Annotated in this window: 20 protein-coding genes and 1 tRNA gene; 16 read left to right on the forward strand and 5 right to left on the reverse strand. The window is 64.0% G+C overall.

Annotated features, from left to right (window positions below):
* The first annotated feature begins 5 nt into the window (after positions 1-5).
* From SE92_RS07405 to SE92_RS07455, 11 genes are all read left to right on the forward strand, one after another.
* Positions 6-1112 (forward strand): DegT/DnrJ/EryC1/StrS family aminotransferase, encoded by a 1107-nt coding sequence (locus tag SE92_RS07405; protein ID WP_063195111.1) that lies wholly within the window; start codon positions 6-8, stop codon positions 1110-1112.
* The gene (locus SE92_RS07410) at positions 1102-2220 is read left to right on the forward strand and encodes a DegT/DnrJ/EryC1/StrS family aminotransferase (protein ID WP_063195112.1); all 1119 of its coding nucleotides are present in this window, start codon (positions 1102-1104) and stop codon (positions 2218-2220) included. Before SE92_RS07405 ends, SE92_RS07410 begins: the two co-directional genes overlap by 11 nt.
* Complete coding sequence (locus tag SE92_RS07415) at positions 2217-3023, forward strand: sporadic carbohydrate cluster 2OG-Fe(II) oxygenase (RefSeq protein WP_063195113.1); 807 nt, start codon at positions 2217-2219, stop codon at positions 3021-3023. The genes SE92_RS07410 and SE92_RS07415 overlap by 4 nt, the downstream gene beginning before the upstream one ends.
* Entirely contained in the window at positions 3016-3408 is a 393-nt protein-coding gene (locus SE92_RS07420; protein WP_063195114.1) for an LIC12192 family sporadic carbohydrate cluster protein, read from the forward strand. Before SE92_RS07415 ends, SE92_RS07420 begins: the two co-directional genes overlap by 8 nt.
* Before the next feature lie 25 nt (positions 3409-3433).
* A complete protein-coding gene (locus SE92_RS07425) occupies positions 3434-4099 on the forward strand; it encodes a class I SAM-dependent methyltransferase (RefSeq protein WP_063203386.1) in 666 nt (221 codons plus the stop codon).
* Positions 4077-4655, forward strand: a complete 579-nt coding sequence (locus SE92_RS07430) for a WbuC family cupin fold metalloprotein (RefSeq protein WP_063195115.1) — start codon at positions 4077-4079, stop codon at positions 4653-4655. The genes SE92_RS07425 and SE92_RS07430 overlap by 23 nt, the downstream gene beginning before the upstream one ends.
* Before the next feature lie 62 nt (positions 4656-4717).
* A complete protein-coding gene (locus SE92_RS07435; protein WP_063195116.1) occupies positions 4718-5695 on the forward strand; it encodes a lysylphosphatidylglycerol synthase transmembrane domain-containing protein in 978 nt (325 codons plus the stop codon).
* 424 nt (positions 5696-6119) lie between these two features.
* A complete protein-coding gene (locus tag SE92_RS07440; protein WP_063195117.1) occupies positions 6120-8087 on the forward strand; it encodes a hypothetical protein in 1968 nt (655 codons plus the stop codon).
* A gap of 235 nt (positions 8088-8322) precedes the next feature.
* Positions 8323-9531, forward strand: coding sequence for a class I SAM-dependent methyltransferase (locus tag SE92_RS07445; RefSeq protein WP_063195118.1), 1209 nt, complete (start codon positions 8323-8325; stop codon positions 9529-9531).
* Position 9532: 1 nt separating this feature from the next.
* Positions 9533-10726, forward strand: coding sequence for a class I SAM-dependent methyltransferase (locus SE92_RS07450; RefSeq protein WP_063195119.1), 1194 nt, complete (start codon positions 9533-9535; stop codon positions 10724-10726).
* Positions 10727-10739: 13 nt separating this feature from the next.
* Positions 10740-11774: a Gfo/Idh/MocA family protein gene (locus SE92_RS07455; RefSeq protein ID WP_063195120.1), complete on the forward strand. Its 1035-nt coding sequence runs from the start codon at positions 10740-10742 to the stop codon at positions 11772-11774.
* Here SE92_RS07455 and SE92_RS07460 read toward each other — a convergent pair.
* On the reverse strand, positions 11764-13425 hold the full coding sequence (locus SE92_RS07460; protein WP_063195121.1) for a hypothetical protein: 1662 nt from the start codon (positions 13423-13425) through the stop codon (positions 11764-11766). The two genes, SE92_RS07455 and SE92_RS07460, sit on opposite strands and share 11 nt — an antisense overlap.
* Before the next feature lie 154 nt (positions 13426-13579).
* Between SE92_RS07460 and SE92_RS07465 the strand changes: the two genes are divergently transcribed.
* The 3 genes from SE92_RS07465 to SE92_RS07475 all read left to right on the forward strand — a co-directional run bounded on the left by SE92_RS07465 (position 13580) and on the right by SE92_RS07475 (position 15508).
* Entirely contained in the window at positions 13580-14086 is a 507-nt protein-coding gene (locus SE92_RS07465) for a hypothetical protein (RefSeq protein ID WP_063195122.1), read from the forward strand.
* Between the two features lie 111 nt (positions 14087-14197).
* The gene (locus SE92_RS07470; protein WP_245324500.1) at positions 14198-14602 is read left to right on the forward strand and encodes a hypothetical protein; all 405 of its coding nucleotides are present in this window, start codon (positions 14198-14200) and stop codon (positions 14600-14602) included.
* Between the two features lie 144 nt (positions 14603-14746).
* Entirely contained in the window at positions 14747-15508 is a 762-nt protein-coding gene (locus SE92_RS07475) for a glycosyltransferase family 2 protein (protein ID WP_063203388.1), read from the forward strand.
* A gap of 121 nt (positions 15509-15629) precedes the next feature.
* Here the strand turns inward: SE92_RS07475 and SE92_RS07480 are convergent.
* Positions 15630-15705: transfer RNA gene (locus SE92_RS07480), tRNA-Trp, on the reverse strand.
* Between the two features lie 150 nt (positions 15706-15855).
* Between SE92_RS07480 and SE92_RS07485 the strand changes: the two genes are divergently transcribed.
* Positions 15856-17088 carry a serine hydrolase domain-containing protein gene (locus SE92_RS07485; protein ID WP_063195123.1) on the forward strand — a complete coding sequence of 411 codons (1233 nt, stop codon included), beginning with the start codon at positions 15856-15858 and terminating at the stop codon, positions 17086-17088.
* A 7-nt stretch (positions 17089-17095) separates the two neighbouring features.
* On the opposite strand, the gene SE92_RS07490 is transcribed toward SE92_RS07485, so the two are convergent.
* The 3 genes from SE92_RS07490 to SE92_RS07500 all read right to left on the reverse strand — a co-directional run bounded on the left by SE92_RS07490 (position 17096) and on the right by SE92_RS07500 (position 20765).
* On the reverse strand, positions 17096-19060 hold the full coding sequence (locus SE92_RS07490) for an AI-2E family transporter (RefSeq protein ID WP_063195124.1): 1965 nt from the start codon (positions 19058-19060) through the stop codon (positions 17096-17098).
* 110 nt (positions 19061-19170) lie between these two features.
* Positions 19171-19938, reverse strand: a complete 768-nt coding sequence (locus tag SE92_RS07495) for an SDR family NAD(P)-dependent oxidoreductase (RefSeq protein WP_063195125.1) — start codon at positions 19936-19938, stop codon at positions 19171-19173.
* A 128-nt stretch (positions 19939-20066) separates the two neighbouring features.
* Complete coding sequence (locus SE92_RS07500) at positions 20067-20765, reverse strand: histidine phosphatase family protein (RefSeq protein WP_063195126.1); 699 nt, start codon at positions 20763-20765, stop codon at positions 20067-20069.
* 134 nt (positions 20766-20899) lie between these two features.
* Here SE92_RS07500 and SE92_RS07505 point away from each other — a divergent pair, with 134 nt between their 5' ends.
* The gene (locus SE92_RS07505; RefSeq protein WP_063203389.1) at positions 20900-21685 is read left to right on the forward strand and encodes an SDR family NAD(P)-dependent oxidoreductase; all 786 of its coding nucleotides are present in this window, start codon (positions 20900-20902) and stop codon (positions 21683-21685) included.
* The last annotated feature ends 520 nt before the right edge of the window (positions 21686-22205 follow it).

A 22205-nucleotide genomic window follows, 5' to 3' on the forward strand; every position in this document is an offset into this window, starting at 1 on the left:
GTCAAATGTACGACGTTCGATATTCCTATCTGCTCGAGCAATTCTCCGATCCCGCACCGATCCTCGCCGAGATCGGCCGACTGGTCGCGACCGGAGACTTCACCCTTGGCAAGCCGGTTGCCGAATTCGAGAAGCGTTTCGCCGAACTGATCGGCGTGCGTCACGCGATCGGCGTCGGATCCGGCACCGATGCGCTCAAGCTGCCGCTCAAGGCGCTCGGCATCGGCCATGGCGACGAGGTCATCACCGCCGCCAACACCTTCATCGCCACCGTCGGCGCGATCGCCGAGACCGGCGCGACGCCGGTGCTGGTCGATTGCGACGATTCCTTCTGCATGAATGTCGACCAGGTCGAGGCCGCGATCACCAAGAAGACCAAGGCGATCATGCCGGTACAACTGACCGGCGAGGTCACCGACATGGGCAAGCTGATGCCGATCGCGCAGCGCCACAACCTTCCCGTCGTCGAGGACGCCTGCCAGGGCATCCTGTCGGAGTTCGCCGGCAAGCGCTCCGGCACTCACGGCATCGCCGCCGGCTTCTCGCTACATCCGCTCAAGAACCTCAACGTCTGGGGCGATGCCGGCGTCGTCGTCACCAATGACGACGGCATGAACGAGAAGCTCCGCCTGATCCGCAATCACGGCATGAAGAACCGCGACGAGATCTCGATCCTCGGCTGCAATTCGCGCCTCGACTCTCTCCAGGCGGTCGTCGGCAACTGGCTGATCGGCCAGACCGGCGAGATCACGCGGCGCCGGATCGAGAACGCGGCCTATTACGACAAGGGCCTTGCCGGCCTGCCCGGCCTGCGCGTGCCCGCGCGCCGGCCCAACGTGAAGCACGTCTACCATCTCTACATGGTGTTCGCCGAGCGCCGCGACGAACTCTACCAATACTGCCTGGACAACGGCATCGAGGCCAAGATCCACTATCCGATCCCGCTGTATCAGCAGGAAGGCCTGAAGCATCTCGGCTACGCGCCCGGCACCTTCCCGGTCACCGATCGCCACGCCAAGGAAGTCATCAGCTTCCCCGTCGACCAGCATCTGACGCGCGCGCAGCAGGACCGCGTCATCGAGACCGTCAGGAAGTTCTGCCATGGACGCTGACACCGGCCGCCGGCGCATCGGTTACGTCAATCTTCCCGCGCAATTCGAGGAAGAGCGCGCCGAGATCATGCAGGCGGTGGAAGGTGTCTTCCAGCGCGGCGATTTCATCGGCGGCGCGGCGGTCGGAAAGCTCGAGGAGGAGCTGTCGGCCTATCTCGGATCGCCGCATGTCGTGACGCTGAATTCCGGCACCGACGCGCTGATCCTCGCCTTGCGGGCGCTCGACATTGGCCCCGGCGACGAGGTGATCACTCCGCCGAACTCGTTCGTGGCATCGACCGCTGCGATCGTCGCGGTCGGCGCCACGCCGGTGTTCGCGGACGTGCTGCCGGACCAGAACATCGACCCCGCCGCAGTCGAAGCCGCGGTCACGCCGCGCACCAAGGCGATCATGCCCGTGCACCTGACCGGGCGCATGGCCGACATGACCCCGCTGATGGCGATCGCGGACAAGCACGCGCTCGCCGTGATCGAGGACAGCGCGCAGGCCATCGGCTCGACCTATGACGGCCGCATGAGCGGCACCATCGGCACGTTCGGCTGCTTCTCGGCCCACCCCTTGAAGAATCTCAACGCCGCCGGCGATGCCGGCTTCCTCGTCACTGGAGATGCCGAGATGGCCGCGCGCATCCGCCGGCTGCGCAATCACGGCCTGATCAATCGCAGCGACGTCCAGGAATGGGGCATCGTGTCGCGGCTCGACACGCTGCAGGCCGAGGTGCTGCGCATTCGCCTGCGCAACCTGCCCTCGGTGATCGAACGCCGCCGGCGCAACGCCGCGCAGTACCGCGCCGAGCTCGAAGGGCTGCCTCTGTTCATTCCGCCCTGCCGCAACATCGAGTTCAACACCTTCCACACCTTCGTGGTGCAGACCGACCGCCGCAACGACTTCCAGAAATATCTGGCCGACAAGGGCATCGAGACCGCCATCCATTATCCGGTGCCGATCCACCTCCAGCCGGCGGCCGCGCATCTGGGCCAAGGCCGCGGCGCGTTTCCCGTGACCGAGCGCCAGGCGGACCAGATCCTCACGCTTCCCATCAACCAGTTCCTCTCGGCCGCCGATATCAGCTACATCTGCGCGACCGCCCGGGAGTATTTTGCATGACGGATACCGACTTCCTTCAGGCCGACGAGCAGGCGCTGGCGCAGCGTTTCATCGACAACGGCTTCGTCACCACGCCGGCCGACGACCGCGCCGGGCTCGACCGCATCCAGCGGCGCGCCGCCGAGCTCGCGGCGGACTATCTGAAGCTGCCGCACAGCAACGATCCCTATGCGATGCTCGACAGCATCCACACGCGGGTGAGCGTCGACGATCTCAACGGCCTGCGGCTGCACGTCTTCAACGGCCTCAACGCGGAAGCCTGGTTCCGGCCGACCTATTTCCGCCTGGCACGCTCGACGATCGAAACCATCGTCGGCAACGAGCTGTGCATGCAGCGCCGCGTCAATCTCAGCATCCAGATGCCCGGCGACGATTCCTCGCTGCTCGCCACCCATTCCGACGTCTGGTCGGGCGACTCGCCGTTCGAGGTCGTGGTATGGGTGCCGCTGGTGGACGTCCACCACACCAAGGCGATGTATCTGCTGCCGCCGTCGCTGAACGGCGAGATGCAGGACAAGATGGCCGACTTGCGCAGCGCCGAGGAGCTGTACAAAACGATCAAGCCGCACGCGACCTTCATCGAGATCCCCTACGGTCACGTGATGCTGTTCAACCAGACCCTGATGCACGGCAATCGCGTCAACGAGGAGCCCGGCACGCGCTGGAGCATGAACTGCCGGTTCAAGAGCATCATGTCGCCTTACGCCGACAAGCGCTTCGGCGAGTTCTTCGAGCCGATCCTGCTGCGCCCGGCGACCCGGGTCGGCATGCAATACAAGCTGCCGGGAGGCTTCCATGGCTGAGCGAGCCGGCCATCGCGGCTATATCGGTGCGCGTCCGCTGAACGGCAGCCGCACCCCGCAGCACGTCCAGAACATCGTGATCCGCGACTACGCGCGGCGCAAGAACCTGCAATTCCTGCTCAGCGCCGTCGAGCACATCATGCCCGGCAGCTATATGGTGCTCGAGGACATCCTGGACGAGTTGCCGCGCCTGAATGGCGTGATCCTTTACAGCATCTTCATGCTGCCGCCCGACGAGGCGCGGCGACGGGAGATCTACGACCGCGTGCTGCGCGAGGGCTGCGACCTGCATGCAGCCGTCGAGGAAATCACGCTGTCGTCGCCGAAGGACATCCAGGCCGTCGAGGACATCCTGCTGGTCAATCAATACGCGACCATCCTGTGACGATGCCGCGGACCGGTTGACGATCATGGCCGAGGTCAACCTGCTCCAGCCGATGCACGCCTCGACCCAGCGGAACTACGTTCAGCGCGTGGTCGAGCACGACAAGGCGGACTCGGCCACCGTCGCGCGTCAGTGGGGCCGCGACTATTGGGACGGCGACCGGCGCTATGGTTATGGCGGCTATCGCTACGACGGACGCTGGCGCCCGCTCGCCCGGACCCTGATCGATCGCTACGGCATCAAGCCAGGCATGAGCGTGCTCGATGTCGGCTGCGGCAAGGGCTATTTGCTCTACGAGTTCACCCAGCTCGTCCCCGACCTCACCATCGCCGGCATCGACATCTCCGACTATGGCATCGCCAACGCCAAGGAGGAGGTGCGGCCGCAGCTGAAGGTCGGCAGCGCCGTTGAGCTCCCCTACCCCGATCATAGCTTCGATCTCGTGGTGTCGCTTGGCGTGCTGCACAACCTGCCGCTCGAGGACGTCTTCCGCGCGGTGCCCGAGATCGAACGCGTCGGACGCGGCACCTCGAAATATCTGATGGTGGAATCCTTCCGCAACGAGCGCGAGAAAGCCAATCTGCTCTACTGGCAGCTCACCTGCCTGAGCTTCCACGGCCCGGAAACCTGGGCGTGGATCTATGACAAATGCGGGTATCGGGGCGACCATGGGTTCATATTCTTCGAATGAGGCAACGAGCCGGCGCCGGCCGACCTCGCTGCGCGCGCAAAATCCCGAGGTCTATTATTCGGACGACGCCATCGTCACGGCCGACGACGCCACGATCGCGGAGCTGAAACGCACCGCCGCCGGCAACCCGCGCCTGCGCAGCCGGCTGTGCACGCATCCCGATCCTTCGTCCGGCCTCCACGAGATGTTGATCGTGCATCATCGCGAGGCCTATGTGCGGCCCCACAAGCATCTCGGCAAGCCTGAATCGTTCCACGTGATCGAAGGCACCGCGCAGGTCCTGATCTTCGAGGAGGACGGCCGCATTCGCGACGTGCTCGAGATGGCGCCCTATGGCCAGGGCAAGCGCTGCTACTACCGCATGCCGGAAAAGGTCTTCCATTCGATCCTGATCACCTCGGAATGGCTGGTGTTTCACGAAACCACCGCCGGCCCGTTCGACCCCTCGCGCACCGAATTTCCCGACTGGGCCCCCGATGGCGGCGACGCGGCCGAGGTCCAGGACTACGTCACGAGGATTGCTGCGCTCGCCACGGAGCAGCTGGCGAGACAATAGACCCCAACCGCTCACGCTGCCCGACGATCCCGCCGTGAATTGATCGAGGACGACACCAGCCGATGAAGCCGCCTGCAAAAGCCCTGGTTACTCTGGCCAAGTTCGCCGTCTCGATCGGCATCCTGGTCCTGTTGTTGCGGGCGCAGGATTTGTCGTCGCTGCAAGCCGATCTTCTCGCTGTCAGACTGGACATGCTGGCGCTTGCGGTGCTGCTGCTGTTCGCCCAGACCTTCGTTCTGTGCCATCGCTGGATCCTGATCCTGCGCGCCATGAAAGTGCCCCTGGACTGGCTGCCCGGCTGGCGCATTCTCATGGTCAGCACCTTCTTCAATCAAGTGCTGCCGGCAGGCGGCGACGCGGTCCGGATCTGGATGCTGCGGCGGCATGGCGTGCAATGGTCGCCGACCATCAGCAGCATCGTGGCCGATCGCTTTCTCGGACTGTTGGCGCTCGCTCTCGTCATACTGATCGGAGTGCCGTTCCTGCTTTCGCGAACCAGCGAGAATTTGCTTTTGTTCGCCGTTCTCGGCTTTGTGTGGACCACTTGCTTCTGTGCAATCGCCCTTCTCACACTGGATTGGTGGCCCTCGCGCATGACCGCCGCCGTTCCAGCCAAACTCGTACAATGCGCGATGCTCGTCAGGAATCCGCTTCTGGCGCCCCAAGGGCGCGCAACGTTGATCGGATCCGCCACATTGATTCCTCTGATCAATGTTGCGGCCTGCTATACCCTCGCCAACGGACTGGATGCGCAATTGTCCGCGCTAGACGCATTTGTTTTCATTCCGCTTGTTACTCTCTTGTCCGCGGCCCCGATATCTATCGGAGGTTGGGGCCTGCGGGAAGGTGCGATGGTTGCTGCTCTCGGCTTGGCAGGAGTCGCTCCCGACAAAGCCCTAGCCATATCGGTTCTCCTCGGGTTGTGCGGCCTGATCGTCGGGCTCGGCGGCGGTTTGATGTGGTTGGTCGCGCCCGAACGGGCCGACTTCACCAATCGGGTCTGGTCCCGCGCCGAACAGACCGACGCTGCACCGGTTTAGTCGTCGCGCAAACGAGCCACTTTCGCGCGAGTCGGGTGCGATGCCGCCCTGCGACTCCCGTTCGGCAACGCTCTTCATACCGATCGTTCTCGCAACGGCGGCTCGCGAGCGTTTGGCATGCCTCCCCGGTTGCCACTATTGGACTGAGCAACGCTTCCGCTCCAGCCTAACAATGCGGATCGTTGACTGCGATTGCTCAGCCAGATTGGCAGTGACCTGCCGTAGTTGTGGGAACACGAACTGCAGCCTCAACGTCAGCCGGTGGGATTGCCCGGCTAAGCCTGTGATGGTAAACGCGGTGTTGTTGCCTTGGGGGCAATCGGGGGGCAGGCGTGTTTTCAAGTGAGATAGGGATTTCTGATCTGGTCGCCGTCTTCGGACCAGCATCCATTGACGCCTGGATCTCCGCGACCGGATCGCTCTAGTGCAGTACACCAGGGAATATTCGATCGCGGCAAGAGCCGTCGTAGCCGCTCTCCTGGGATGCGCCGCAGCCTACGTGGCGATGTTGCTGTTGAAAGACCATCTTCCGACGTTTCAATGGAACTTCGACGACGCCTTTGATCTGTCAGCGGCTCAGAAGAACTGTGACGTATGCAAGAAGGCTTTCTACGGATCGTTCTTCCTGTGCGCGCCGATCGCAGCTGCGGCTGCGTTGTATACGTCGCATCGATCGTCGGGTTCGATCGCGCTGAGCACGATCACGGCCGGACTGGTCTACCTTGCGCTCCACGTGGCGAACGATCGTAGCCGCTTCGTGGTCGCGCTGATCATTCTCGCGATCGCGGCCGTCACGGTCCGAATGAATCGAAGCGCCGATACTTACTTCGCGGCCGTAAAGTCTTCTGACGCTCCATTCACTGTGGCGCTGATCGATCTGCTTCCAGTCGCGTTCCTTGCTCTGCTCCTGCTACCGTCCGACCTGGAACGCGTGACCTCGGTCGTGCGGGAGGAGTCGCACAAGGTCAGTTACTTCGTCGGGCCGGCGCTCTACGGTTATGCACCGGGCCTCATCCCCGGACTGGACTACCATTCGCATTATGGCCCGGCGCTTGGCTGGTTCTTCCATCTGATCATGGGAGAAGGCTGGAAATCTGCGGCCATGCGGGCGGTCGGATTGAACATTACGATCACGCTTGCGGTCTATATTCAGGCTTACTTTCTCCTGTCGTACTTGGTCAGATCGAGACTTGCCGCGATCAGCATCGTTACGGCCCTCGCCGTGCTGGCATTCTCCACCACCAATCACTTTTACTCGCCGTCGGCCTATCCCACGCGGTTTCCGCTGCTGATCGTTTTCGTGCTCGCAGTCGGCTTGCACTGCGCCGATCCCAGGCGTTCGGGCTGGCTGATTGTATCGGCCATCCTGTGCGCGCTTTCGCTGCTCTGGCAAACTGAGATAGGACTGTTCTTCCTTGTGACGGGCACGTTCGCTGCGGCCATCGCTGGAGGTTTTCCAAGTTACCGCAATGCACTTATTTTCGTCGTCACATCGATCGCGGCAGCAATGTTCCTGTGCCTGCTGCTGTTTGGACCTCGAACCCTCTCTCTGACCTTCCTGATCGAATGCTTCCGTCCGCTCGTTCTGTACGGCACGGGTTGGGGAAGTGCCCCCATCAAATGGACCCTGAGCTGGAGCGTGATCTACGATCTTCCGCTCCAGATTATCGGGTGTATCACCGTCGGCTGGGCATCCATCCGGTTGTCACGGTCATCTGACTCTCCGCGGGATCAGTTCGTGGCGGGAGTGCTCCTAGCGCTGTCGATGATCGGCATCGCGCTGATGATCAAGTGGGTCAACCGAACGTACGACGCTGTCTGGCATCAGAATGCATTGCCTCTTGTGATTGTCTCGGCGTGGTGGGGCCGTCAATTTGCCGCGACCTGGCAGCCCTCGGTCAAGAGGGCCGCGGGAGCCGCTATGGCTGTTGCAACCGTTGCCGCGCTGCTGTTCGTGCAGGACCGAATCAATCCGCACCCCTACGGTCTGAGATCCTACGTGTACTACCCCAGCCTTCTGATGCGGCCGTTCGTGACGCCCTCCGTCGAAACGTGGCAGGAGGACTTCAGCCGGGTCACAGACACCGAGACGAAGTTCATCCAAGACCACTCGAAGCCCGACGAGCGGGTCCTGGTCGTCGCCATGATGGACTGGGCTTATCTTGCTCAGGCCCATCGTGCTCCACAGGCCTATTTCATGCCGCTCATGGTCGCGTTTGATGAGCATTACGTTGATCGTTCGTTCAACGGTGCAAACCAGCTCTTTTACGACGGAATCGTAGAGACCCGGGCCGCGCTACCACGCGTGCGCGAGACCCTGGACCGCATCAAGCGAGATTTTGTCGCCGTAGAGACCCGGGGCAATTTGACTCGCTACGAGAAGCGGCACTGACTGCTATGACCTCCCTGGCCACGTGAACCGCATATGGCCGGCCCGCGGATACCGCCCCGGGGCGGACTTGTCTTGCAAGACCTCCCGCCGGCTGGTACCTGCTCGGCAAAGCAGACACCGGCCGGGGTTCCTCCAACCGGGGATTGGATGTATCCGGCGCTGAACGAGCCATTGCCGGGGACATCGGTTTCATCGAAGATCGCTTCGTCAGATCCGTCTACACGCGAGAAATGCCGTGACCGACCATTGCCGCCTTTGCCATTCGACCAACCTGCGTCCGGTGATCGACCTCGGACTGATGCCGATTGCGCATCGGCTTCGGCACAGCCGAAACGAGCAGGAGGAACGGTATCCGTTCGAGGTGCTGGCCTGCGGCGATTGCGGCCTGCCTCAGATCGTCAAGCCGATCGACCCCGATATTCTGTATCGTCAGTTCAACTACAATTTCAGCAGCTGGAAGCCGGAGCCGCACCAGGTCGACGAGCTCGACACCATCGCGAAATTCTCGAAGCACGAGTCGGTGTTCGAGATCGGATGCAATGACGGCCTGTTCATGGACAGGCTCCGCGAGCGCGGCACCAAGGTCATGGTCGGCGTCGAGCCCAATCCGGTGTCGGGCAAGATCGCCCGCGAACGCGGCATCAAGGTCTATGCCGACATGCTCAGCCCGGAGATGGCTCACGACGCAGTCGCAGAGGCCGGCAAGTTCGACCTCGTCATCTCGCGCCAGGTGCTCGAGCACATCGTCGATTTCGAGAACTTCTTCGCCTGCGTGAAGATCGCGCTGAAGGAGGACGGGCTGCTGTTCATCGACGTGCCCGACTTTGCTCCCGGCTCGGCCGTCGGAGATCTCTCCGTGCTCTGGGAAGAGCATGTCAGCTACTTCACCGAGCCGACTCTGGTCGCGCTGCTTGCGCGCCACGGCTTCGAGGCCGTGTCCGTGAAGAAATACAATTTTAGCGGTGGCAGTCTCGCGATCGCCGCTCGCCGTGCCGCGGGCACGGTGACGGTGCCGCCCGCGCCATCCGGCGTCGGCGAGAAATTCGGGCAGCTCGCGAGAGAGTATGGCGCACGTCTCCGCCCGATTCTCGCAAAAGCCCGCGCCAGCGGCGCCGAGATCGCCATCTACGGTGCCGGCTGCCGCGCCTGCACTTTCACCAACGCCCACGAGCTGGCGGAGCTCGTCGACCTCTCGGTCGACGACCAGAAGGAGCGTCAGGGATTGTTCCTGCCGGGCACCGGCATTCCGATTCGCTCGCCCGAGGATCTCGCCGGCAAGTCGGGCCCGCTCATCTGTCTTCTTGCTGTCAACGAGGAAAACGAGGCCAAGGTCAGCAGCCGACTGCGCGAGGCCGTGAAGCGTCCGCTGCAGATCGTTTCGATCTTCGCGCCCTCCGACATCTGGAGCGAGCTCGATCGCCTTGAGGCGGCGCTAAGGTCGTAGCATGGCTGAGGACAAGCTCTTCAACTATTACGAACGTCAGGACGTCTTGCCGACGTTCGGGAATTTCAAGTCGTCCAGCGAGCTCGACGCCTACGCCAGCCTGCGGCGCGAGCTGTTTTCGGACAAGCTGGTGCTGCCGCCGCGGCTGTTCCGCGACGCCGAGGTGCTCGAATTCGGCCCCGATTCCGGCGAGAACGCACTGGTCTTTGCCGGCTGGGGCGCGAACATGACGCTCGCCGAGCCGAACCGGCTCGCGCACCCGAAGATCGAAGCCTACTTCGCGCATTTCAGCCTGACCCAACGCCTCCGCGAGCTCGCGCTGGCCGACGTCGAGGGCTTCCGCAGCGAACGTCGTTTCGACATCATCGACGCAGAGGGCTTCATCTACACGGTGCAGCCGAGCGACAAATGGCTCGGCATCTTCCACCGCCTGCTCAATCCGGACGGCTACGCGGTCGTCTCCTATTACGAGCGCTACGGCGGCTTCTTCGAGCTCGCGCTCAAGGCGATTCATGCGGCGGGCAAGGCGTTGACCGGTCGCGCTGCGCTCGATACGGCGAAGATGCTGTTCGTGGCGAAGTGGAACAGCATTCCCCACACCCGCAGCTTCGAATCCTGGCTGATGGACGTGCTGGAAAATCCGTTCGTCCGGTATCGCTACTTCCTCGACGCGACCGCATTGTGCACGGCGGCGCACGGTCAGGGATTCGACATTCATTCGGCATGGCCCGCCTACCGCGACAGCCTGGACATCTACTGGCACAAGAAGGTGCTGTCCGGTGACGACAAGCTGCATCGCGCGACGCGCCATCTCGACCGCAGCCGCCTGAGCTTCCTCGGCGGGCGAAAGCTCTATCTGGTCGGCAAGGCCGATGCCGTGCAGGCAATCTCGGCATCGATCGAGGCGCTGGTTCGCGACGTCGATGCGATGATCGACGATCCTTTCGGCGCGAGCCTGCCGCGCGTCGTCGCCGGCCTCGCGGCTCTGCGCGAGACGGTCCGGACGAGCGACATTCTCGCCGACGATGCCGCCGATATCGAAGCGATGATCGCGACGCTCGACAGTTTCCATCGCATCTTCGACGCGATCGGGCGACGGGACGCGTCTGCGGTCGCCGCCCTCACTCAGTCGGATCCGGCCTTCATCGACACCTGGGGACAGCCGGCGCATTTCCTCGCGATTCGGAAGCGCTGAGGGATCATCGCCAATGAGGCCCGGCATCGGCATCATTGGAACGGGCATGGTCGGCCAGATGTGCCACCTCGCCAATTTCGCAGCCAATCCCGCCTGCCGCGTCGTCGCGATCGCAGATCTCCGGCCGGACCTCGCCGCCGCCGCGGCGCAGAAATTCGGCATTCCCCGGGTCTACGGCACGCACCGCGAGCTGCTCGCGGACAGCGCGGTGTCCGGCGTCGTGGTCGTGACCAAGCGTCGTGCCACCGGCCCGATCGTGATGGACGCGCTGAACAGCGGCCGGCACGTGCTCTCGGAAAAGCCGATGGCCTACACGACGGCTCAGGCCAATTCGCTGGTCGAGGCCGCACGGCAGCAAGACCTCGTCTACAGCATCGGCTACATGAAGCGTCACGATGCCGGCGTGGCGCGGGCGCTCGATGTGCTGGCACGCTTGCGCAACGACGGCTCGCTCGGACGCATCGTCCGGGCAAGGGGCTGGTGCTTCGGGGGCGACACCGGCCGGTCGCAGGACAATTTCGTGATGACCGGCGAAGCCCGACCGGACGGGCTCGCGCTCTGGCAGGATGGTCCCGACTGGATGCCGCGCGAGATGCGGCCCGGTTACGACAATTTTCTGAACGTCTTCAGCCATATCATCAATCTGGCGCGCTACCTGCTCGGCGCATCGCCGACAGTCGCGGAAAGCGCGATCGAGGCCTCGGGTGCCGGGCGCATCACGCTCGATTTCGACGGCGTCGCCTGCACGCTGGATCTCGTGAACGGGTCGGAGGGTGCCTGGCGCGAGGGACTGACGATCGACTTCGAGCGCGGCGCGGTGACCCTGGAATTGCCCCCACCCTTTGCCGAACGAGAGGCGTCGGTCATCGTCGATCACGATGGTCAGCGCACGCACCTGGCGGGCGCAACGAGCTGGGCATTTCGGCGCCAGGCCGACGCCTTCGTTTCCGATATCGCCGCGGGAGGCATACCCCTGGCCTCCGGCGCGGATTCGGTCACCGACATCGCGCTCGCGGAGACCGTCTGGAAACAGCGGGCTAGCGGCTAGGCGCGGCGTCCGTCTCGACCGGCAGGATGCCCGCGATGGGCCCGGGCTTGATCGTGACCTGCGCAAGCTGCGCCAGGAACTCCGCAACGTCGCACCGCGCCAGCAGCCGGCACATATAGTATTTCCGCACCAGGATATGGTTCGGTGCGGCTCCCGAACCCGGCTGGAACGAGATCGTAGCCTGCGGCCCCGTCGGATCGAAATGGTGAAACGCGCTTCCCGGAGCCTTCCTCGCCTCGTCCATCCCCCGCAGGATGTCAGGCCGCTCCGCGCGCAGCGCGAATCCGAAGAAGGGCTGATTGCCCCAGGCAAGGCGGAGCATGCCGGTGACCTCGGCAAGGCCGAACGGCACATGGCGTGACGGGTAATCGACAAAGCCGTCGTCGAGCGCATAGACCGTCGCCGCTGGCTGGATCCGGCCGGCAAGGTCGCGCGCCAGGGCCTCCTGCTTCAGCGTTCTCGCCTGCATGAAGACGTAGTCGCTCCACAGCATGCCGATCGAAATGATCAAGGCCGGTCCGAACATGACCGCAAAGGCGGCGCCGGGGCTGATCCAGCGTTCGGCCTGTCGCTTGAATGCAAGCAGCGTCAGCGCCGACGGCAGGCCGAACATCAGCAGATGACGGCTTTCGTAGAAATGTATCGAGGACGGCCGCAGGCCGGCGATCAGATAGGGCGACGACAGCGCCAGGAACAAGACCATTGCGAGCACCAGTGGCAAGACGATCGCGAGTCTGGACGTGGCCGCCTTCCTGGCGGGACGCAGCATCAGCAACACGATACCGACGAGCACCGTCGCCAAAATGAAAATTGTCGGGACGGTGACCGCGGCGCGCGCCGCATGGGCCAGGAGGTCGCGGTAGGCCGTGACGAGGAATGCCGACCATCCCCCGGCCAGTTCCCGCAAGGTCGGGAAATGCGCATCGTAGTGCTGCGCATACACGCCGATCCGCTTGAACCAGATGTTGAGCGAGCCCCAGTAGATCAGAGGCAGCAGCACCAATTCCGGATAGCCGAGGGCACAGCGCCAGGATGCGAACCATGTGCGGCGAACGAAGCCGTCCGCCGCGTTCCCGCCCCGCCATATCGCGACGAACAGGCCGAGCACCACGAAGGCATAGAGCACGATGGTCGAGTTGAGCGCGAAGCCCAGCAGGAACACGAGCGCACAGGCCACGCGAAGCAGCAGACGCCGCAGGCCGCGTGCGCCGAAGGCCAGCGTCAACAGCCAGGCGCCGATGAACAACAGCCCGAAGCTGAAGACGTAGACCGCGTTCGCCTTGCCCGCCCAAAGTTGATAGCCGGGATAGGTCCAGACGATCAGTGCAAAGCCGACCGCTTCGGCGCGGTCGAGCAGGCGAAGACGCGTTGCGGTCAGCACCAGCGAGATTGCGCCGAAGACAATTCCAGCGATCGCCAGCGAGACCATCACGACGACCGGGACGCCGGTCCAGTTCGCGAACGTGTCGTAGCTGTAGAAAATCGGATGACCGGCGCCGTTCAGCAGGAAATCGATGTCGATGAAATAGTCCGGACGCGGCTTGAGCACGAGCCAGTCGTCCATGAAGAGACCGTCATTCAGGAGCATCGGCGCATGCGCAGCCAGCAGGACGACGAGGAGGACGGCTATCGCACGCAGCAATGGAGACATCTCGAACGGAGGAACGGCATCTCGGCTAGGATTCGCACGCCCAGGTGGGCTCCGCAAGAGCGGCCATGACGGGCTCCCTTGACCCGAAAAATGCGACCTCCTATAGACGTTTGCTCTGGCTGGGCCTGAGAGGCGTCCGGGACGATTTTCCGCAATGAACCTGCTACCGGGCCCGGCGCAAGCCGCTGCGATTGGTCTCAGCGTCGCGCTGCCGCTGCTGTTGCTGTGCTACGCGCGCATTGCCGCAACCGGCGGATCCGGCCGCCGCTTCCGGCTCGGCTGCGCCAGCGTCATCGTCCTCTACGCGATCGCCTGTATCGCGCTTCCCGGTCAACGCCAGTTCGACGACGTGCTTGCCGGGCTGTTCCTGTTGGCGACGGCGATGATGTTTTTCTACATCCTGTTCAGCCTGCTGGCCTGGGGCTTCACGCTGACGCTGCTCACGGCACTCGTGAAAGCCGGGCATCCCCTCACCCTGGAGCAATGGGCGGTCGCCTATATGCAGGGCGGCGATCTCGGCACCTTCACGCACAACCGCCTGAAGCTTCTCGTCGGCGCGGGCATGGTGATTACCGCAGAGGGCAAGCTGGCCCCGACGGCCAAGGGCGTGGCGGTCGCGCGTCTCGTCAAGCTCGTCCGCCTGTCGACCGGACTTGGGTGAGTGGCCGCGATGTCCTTCGTTGTCGGTTTCCTCGCCGCCGTCGCTTTCGCCCTGCTCGCGCCTGCCTTGCAGCTGATGGCTCGCGCGCGCGGATGGACGTTTGGACCGGTGATGCTGCTCGCGATCGCCGCGGTCCTCACCCATGGGCTCGGCGTGATGTTCGGAACTCTCGTCGTCCCGCAATTTCAATATTGGAACGCCGCGTCGATTTTCGGATTTTTCGTCATGGGCTACGTCTTCGCTTTTGGCGCAGTGTACAAATCGGTGTCCCTGGACATTCTGCTCGGCCTGCTCGACCGGCCCGAGCGGAAGGCGCCGCTTTCGGACATCGCCGAACGGCAAGTTCCAGCTCTGTTCCAAGGACGAATTGGGAACCTGGTCGAGGGCGGGCTGGTCGAACCGGTCGATTCCCGCTTCGCGGCGACCGCGGCGGGCCGGACCATGGCAGACCGCGTCGGTCAGCTGCGCCGCGCCTTCGGCATCGGCGATACCAGTCTCTATGATTTTTCGGATTAGTTGCCGGGAACACACACCTCCCCGACTTCATGACAGTTCTGCGGGGCATATCTGCCGGGCCCTTATTGTTCGCCCGGCTCGGATGACCTAGAGTTGCGCCAGGGGCTCACCAGTAAAAGAGTGGCCGGCAACGGGCGGCATGAGATGACACCTTCCAGGGCGGCAAAACGGCTTACGATCGTCATTCCTGCGCTGAACGAGCAGGACAAGATCGCCGACACGATCGACGGCGTGCTGCCGCTCGCCCGCGAGCTGCTCGACGATTTCGAGATTTTCCTGATCGACGACGGCAGCACCGACGGCACCGGCGCGATCATGGACGACTTTGCAGCCGGCGAGCCCCGCATCATCGTGCAACATAATCCCGAGCGGCGCGGTGTCGGTGCCGGCTTCGAATACGCCCTGTCGCGCGCGAAATTCGACGCGATCACCCTCATTCCCGGTGACCATGCCTTTCAGAATGAAGGCATTGCCCGGATGTTCAAGGCCGCCGGCGCCGCCGATCTCGTCATCACCTATCGCGACAACCAGTCGGACCGCTCGGTCAACCGCTCGTTGCAGTCGCATTCGCTGCGGTTCATTCTGAACTGCCTGTTCGGCTTCTGGCTGTCCGACTACCACAGCATGATCGTCTACCCCGTGAAATGGCTGCGCCAGATCGCGGTCAAGGCCGACGGCTACGGCTATCAGATCTGCGCGTTGATTTCGCTGCTCCAGCTCGGCCTCACCTACGTTCAGGTGCCCGTGAGCCTGAATGCGGAGCTGAAGGGCTCGTCCCGTGCGCTGCGGCTGCGCACTTATTTCGAGCTCGGCGGTACGATCTTCTCGCTGCTGCGCCGCGTCCCCATCCGGGACGTCGATCGCAGCCAGGTTCCGACCGACGCGGAACGGGCCCCGGCGCGCTAAGCGACGCCTCAGCAGGGCTGGGCCCCTCGAAATCAGGGCTCCGGGCCGTCTCGCGGCGATTCGTCCACCGGACGTCCTCGTCCCTGTCCCGCCAGCATCTAGCTTAAGTGATTGATTTGACTGGCAGGAGTGGCAGGGCTCGAACCTGCGACCCCCGGTTTTGGAGACCGGTGCTCTACCAATTGAGCTACACTCCTACGGACCCCGCGTCGCCTTGGGATCAGGGCCGCTTTCAAGCACAGAGGGCGGCCGGATTGCAAGGGTGAACCACGCCGGCCTCGCTTGTTTGTACCGGGGTTTCTGGGCCACAGTCCTCGTCCGATAATGAAAAACAATTGGGAGCGCCCATGACCGCCACAGCGACCGCTACCGCCCCGCAGGCCCCGATCGCAGCCTACACCCCGCCTTTGCCTGAAGCCCGCCCGGAGACGCTTGGCCTGTCGCGGCCGCGCCTGCAGGCCATGTCGGACGCGTTTAAGCGCGAGATCGACAAGGGAACCGTTCCCGGGGTCACCGTGCTGGTCGCGCGACGCGGCCAGGTCGGCTGGTTCGAGGCACTGGGCCGGCAGAGCCCGGCGGCCGCAGCGCCGATGGCGCGGGATTCGATCTTCCGGATCTTCTCGATGACCAAGCCGATCGTCTCGGTCGCCATCATGGCGCTGGTCGAGGACGGCTACCTCCTGCTCAGCGACGCCGTCGCGAAATTCATCCCGGAATTCGCCAGCCAGCAGGTCGGCATCGTCAGAGACGGCAAGCTGGAGCTGGTGCCGCCGGTGCGGCCGATGACGGTGCAGGACCTGCTCCGCCACACCTCGGGCCTCACCTACGAGCACCAGGGCGACGGCCCCGTGCACAAGCTCTACCAGGAGTCCCGCGTCCGCAGCCGCAAGATCAGCAATGCCGAGCACGCCGCACTGGTGGCGAGCTTCCCGCTGGTCTGCCAGCCCGGCGCCGAGTTCAATTACAGCCGCTCCACCGACATCCTCGGCCGCATCATCGAGGTGGTCAGCGGCAAGTCGCTCGGCACGTTCCTCACCGAGCGCGTGCTCGCGCCGCTGCAGATGGCCGAGACCGCCTTCTCGACCCCCGAGGCCAATGCGGGCCGGCTCGCCGAGCCGTTCGCGGCCGATCCCTGGACCGGCGACAAGGTCGCGCTGTTCAACATGCACGAAGCACCGGTGATGGAATCCGGCGGCGGCGGGCTGGTCTCGACCACGATGGACTATGCCCGCTTCTGCCTGATGCTGCGCAATGGCGGCACGCTCGACGGCGCCAGGATCATCGGCCGCAAGACGCTGGAGCTGATGGCGTCCGATCATCTCGGGCCGCACGTTCAGATCAACGGCACCTTGCTCGCGCCCGGCCACGGTTTTGGTCTCGGTTTCGCCGTGCGCCGCGAGGCCGGCATCGCGCCCTTCCCCGGCAGCGTCGGCCAGTATTTCTGGAGCGGCATCGCCGGCACGTTCTTCTGGATCGATCCGAAGGAGGACCTGTTCGTGGTGTTCATGAGCCAGGGCCCGGGGCAGCGCGACTACACGCGCACGCTGGTGCGGGATCTGGTTTACGCGGCGGTGGAGTAGCGCGCGTTCAGGCGCTGGCCAGTCGAGCGGACGACGTTGGCGAGATAATCCGATCGTCACCCTGCGCCATCGAGACGATGATCTGCGTCGCTTCGCGCAACGAGGTGGCGAACAGATCTGCCTTCGCGGCCTCGCGCAACTCGTCGATGTTGGTGGCCCCTTCGGCCCAATATCCGATCATGACGGCGGCGCCGGGCAGCTTGCGCCGGAGCCGCCGCACCGCATAGCGCAGATGCGCGGGGCTGGTAATGCCGATATAGCTCAGGCACACCAGCGCCACGCCTGACGTCTCCAGGCGAAAGATGTTTGCCGTCGACAGCGCTTCGGGACCTTCGACGCGGCTGCCCAGGCCGTGCGCACCACAGAGCTGCGCAAGCATGATGGCGCCAGCCTCATCGAGCATGGTCCGGCCGCCGATGCAAAGCACGGCATGTTCGCCGCGATATCGCTCCGCGACCGCCTCCGGATCGAGCACGGGGATGTCCGGCTGATCGCTGGAAGGCGCGACCGCCTCGATCGCATCGACCACCTCGGCATCAGCGACCTGCCCGTTGCCGACACGGTGGCCGTCATCCTGGTCCGAGAGGTCGTCGACGAATTCGATCACGGTGTCGCGGATGCGGGCGAGCCGCGTCTGGTCCAGCGCGGCGCGGTCGAGGTCCGATTGGGCGAGGTGCATGCCCTTGATCGCCACCTCGTCGTAATAGGCCGAAAGCGACCGCTCCTTCAGAAACAGTTCGGCCTTCTCGGCGGCTTCGGTCGGATCGCCCGCCAGCATGCGTTGATAGAAGATCTCGGCGGGCGCGAGCGCGGGACGATCGCCGAACATGACGTCGAGGAAGGAGAGCCGCTCGACGTGACGGCCCAGCACGACGAGACAGACCGTGAGAGGCGTCGCGAGCACCAGCCCGATCGGCCCCCACAACGCGGTCCAGAACGTCGCGGAGACGACCACGGCCACCGGCGACAGGCCGGTGGTGCGGCCATACAGCAGCGGTTCGACCACCTGGCCGACCAAGGGCTCGATGACGAAAAACAGCGCCGCGGTCCAGGCCAGCATCCACCAGCCCGGATCGACCGCTACGGCGAGTGCGAGCGGGAACGCGGCCGCGATGATCGAGCCGATATAGGGCACGAAGCGCAGCACGGCGGCGAGAATGCCCCACAGCGCCGCGCTGGGAATGCCGATAAGCCACAGGCCGCTGCCGATCAAAACGCCGAACCCGGTGTTGAGCATGAGCTGGTTGAGGAACAACCGGCTCAACCGCGCCGCTGCATCGTCGAGCGCCGCGGTGGTGCGCTGCAGGTCGTGAGACCCGGCCAGCCTGATCAGGCGATTACGCAGATCCTCGCGCTGGATCAAAATGAAGATCACGAAGATGACGATGATCCCCGTCGTGGCCAGCGGCGAGACCAATGGCGCGATCAGCGAGCGCAGACTTTCGAGCGCGCCGGGATCGGGCTGGAGCACCTCGACTGGCACCGGCTTGACGCCGGTCTTGGCAGCGGGACCTGCGGTCAGCGGATTGGCCGGCGCCACGGATTTGGGCTTGTCGAGCTCCTTGCCGAGGTCGTGCAGCATTTCTGCTGCGCGCTCCAGCGTGGAACTGCCGCCGGCGACGCCGCGCACCGACTGGATCTTGGAAAGGATGGTTGTCTGGTACTTCGGGAGATCGGCCGCCAGCCCGTTGAGCTGCGTTGCGATGACGCTGCCGAGCCCAAAGATCACCGCGAAGGCGAACAACACGACGCCGACCACAGCGGCTGCGCGCGGCACATGAAGGCGCTGGACCAGCCGTACGGGGGCCGCCAGGACGAAGCTCAGCAGGATCGCGAGCGCGACCGGGACGAAGATCTCCCGTCCCAGATAGAGCGCGGCGATGATGATGATGCTCAAGATCGCCACGCCGACCGTGACGATGATCGCCGAGACATCGTCGGTCGATTGCGGCTTGATCGCCGTGGGGATCATCGGTCTCGCTTCTGGCCAAGCCCTGGCGTTGCGCTGCAGGACTGCGCGGGCTAACGGCCCGGCATGGGGTTGGTTCCTTTCCCATGCCGCTGCAGCGTTGCGGCCGTTCTTCAGCTGATCGTCGCGCCGCCGTCGATCACCATGGTCTGGCCGGTCATGAAGTCGCCGGCCTTCGATCCCAGGAACACGGCCGCGCCCGCGATCTCGTCGGGGATGCCGATGCGCAAGAGCGGCGAGCGCGCGGTCGAGGCTTTCAAATTCTCCGGATTGTCCCACAGCGCCTTGGCAAAGTCGGTCTTGATCAGGCCGGGCGCGATGCAGTTCACGCGGATGTTGTGCTTGCCGTATTCGCAAGCCAGGTTGCGCGCGAGCTGCATGTCGGCAGCCTTTGAGATCGCGTAGGCGCCGAGGATGGTCGAGCCTTTCAAGCCGCCGATCGAGGACACGATGATGACCGAGCCGTCCTTGCGCTCGATCATCTGCGGCACCACCATCGAGATCAGCCAGTTGTTGGCGACGATGTTGTTGTCGAGAATCTTCCTGAACTGATCGTCGGAGATGCCGGCGAGCGGACCGTAATACGGGTTCGAGGCGGCGTTGCAGACCAGCACGTCGATCTTGCCGAAGGCGCGATTGCTCTCGTCGACGAGATTCTGCAGGTTCTCTTTCGACGAGATGTTGGCAGCGACCGCGACGGCGGTGCCCTTGCCGAACTTGTCGTTGATGCCCTTGGCGACCTGCTCGCAGACGTCGGCTTTGCGCGAGGAGATCACGACCTTGGCGCCGTGCTCGGCCATGCGCTCTGCGATCGCAAGCCCGATACCGCGCGTCGATCCCGTGATGACGGCGACTTTCCCCTTCATGTCGAACAAGGTCATGTATTCCTCCCAGTGTACGATTTGATTGGCTAAAGCGCGACGCGATTAAGCCATCGCGCTTTAGGTTGTTGTTTGAGCATGATCTTTTCGGAAAACCGCTGCGCACTTTTCCGGATCATGCTTTAGGCTTACGCCAGCTTCTTGACTTCCGGTCCCGCCAGTTGATGCATCGCTGCGTGCGCATCGTCCGCAATCCAGGGCTGCTGGTTCACCATCGGCAACCGCCAGACGCTGCGCTCGGGGCTTGCGAAATAATCCAGCCGCGTGATCGAGCAATTGTCGATGTCGAACGACAATGCGCGCTCGACCTGGCCGTCCAGCGCGAGGCCGATCGCCGCCTTGATGGTCCCGCCATGCGCGACCGCGATGATGTCCTGCCCGCCGGCCTCGCCGTTGATCCGCTCGATGGTGCGGCGGGTTCGGTTGTAGAGATCCATGAAGCTTTCGCCGCCGGGCGCGGGCTCGTTGATGTCGGCGAACCAGCTCGAACCCACGGGACGACTCGCGATGAACTGCGCGCGGTTCATGCCCTGCCAGCGGCCGAGATTCTGTTCGGCGAGGTCCGCCTCCCATTTCATCGCCGCAGGCCGCGGGAATCCCGCCTCCCAGATCGCCTCGGCCGTTTGATGCGTGCGCTTCAGATTGCTCGAATACCAGACTGCCGTGCGTGGCAGCACCTTGGCAACAGCGTTGAACACATAGGTGTCGCTGGTATCACAGGCGATGTCGGACTGGCCGTAGATGTTGCCGCCGTCGTTGCGCACCGGCGCGTGACGGACCCACCACCAGCGTGTCGTGACCACATTGGGCTTGTCTGCGCCTGCCATCGAAACCCTTCCATCCCGTTTGATGTCGCTGTACGTCAGGTATGAACGTGTCTCAAGACACTTTACCGTTTGAAATCTTGTTTGAAATTCCGTCGCGCGGCAAGCGCCGCGTGACTACCACAAGGGAGAAGCGCATGGGCCGCCTGCAAGGCAAATCCGTCATCATCACCGGCGCCGGCAGCGGCATCGGTCGCGCCGCCGCACTGCTGTTCACGCGCGAAGGCGCCAAGCTGATCGCGGTCGATCGCACCGAGGCGGTGAAGGACACCGTCGACGAGGTGAAGAAAGCCGGCGGTGTCGCGGAGGCCATGATCGCCGACGCGGGGTCCGAAACCGACGTCATGGCCGTGATCGACAGGGCAGTGAAGACGCATGGCCGGCTCGATGTCATCTGGGCGAATGCCGGCATCAGCGGCGGGCTGGTTCCGCTCGGCGAGCAGACCGTGGAGCATTGGCAGGAGGTGTTGCGCGTCAACCTGATCGGGCCGTTCCTAGCGGTGAAGCATGCGATGCCGCACATGGTGAAGCAGAAGTCCGGCGCGATCGTGCTGACCGCGTCCGTCGCGGGCCTCAAGGCCGGCGCCAGCGGACACCCCTATGCGGCGAGCAAGGCCGGCGTGATCAGCCTGGTGCAGACCACGGCGTATTCGCTCACCGGCACCGGCGTGCGCATCAACGCGGTGTGCCCGGGCCTGATCGAGACCGGCATGACCAAGCCGATCTTCGACCGCGCCAAGGAGCGCGGCACGCAGGGCAAGATCGGCCAGCTCAACCCGCTCCAGCGCCCCGGCCAACCGCACGAGCTCGCGGCGATGGGATTGTTTCTGGCGAGCGATGAAGCGTCGTATGTCAACGGCCAGGCATTCCCGGTGGATGGCGGGCTGACGGCGTCGATGCCGTATACGGGCAAACCGGTTTAGCACAGGTCTCGTGTCCCGGACGCGCTGCAACGCTCTTCGCGTTGCTGCGCAGAGCCGGGACCCAGGAGGCTGCGCGTTCCATTGCCGGCATGGGCCCCGGCTCTGCAGCGCATCGTCGAAGGGACGCTGCGCTGCAGAGCCGGGGCACGAGAGTGGAGTTTGACGCGATACTGCATCCACATCGTTGCGAGCGCAGCGACGTGTCCGCGAAGCCTCTTGGCGAAGGCGGAAGCAATCCACAATCGTTCCGCACCGGCACTATCCGTCCCGTCATCCTGAGGTGCGAGGCGTGCGATGCGAATGCATCGCATGCGGAGCCTAGAAGGATGCGCGGCCGGGCTGGTGCAGCCGGGCTGTCGCCCTTCGAGGGCCGCTGAAGAAGCGGCCGCCTCAGGGTGACGGTCTGAGACGATGCAATGCGGCAACATTCGATATTCGCATGGCGCACGCAGACACGGCTTCGCATTCTCGCGGCTCATCTCGCCCGAGCTTTGCTTCGTTGCCTTGCCCTCGATTGAAT

The sequence above is a fragment of the Bradyrhizobium sp. AT1 genome (genome assembly GCF_001590795.1).
GTDB lineage: Bacteria > Pseudomonadota > Alphaproteobacteria > Rhizobiales > Xanthobacteraceae > Bradyrhizobium.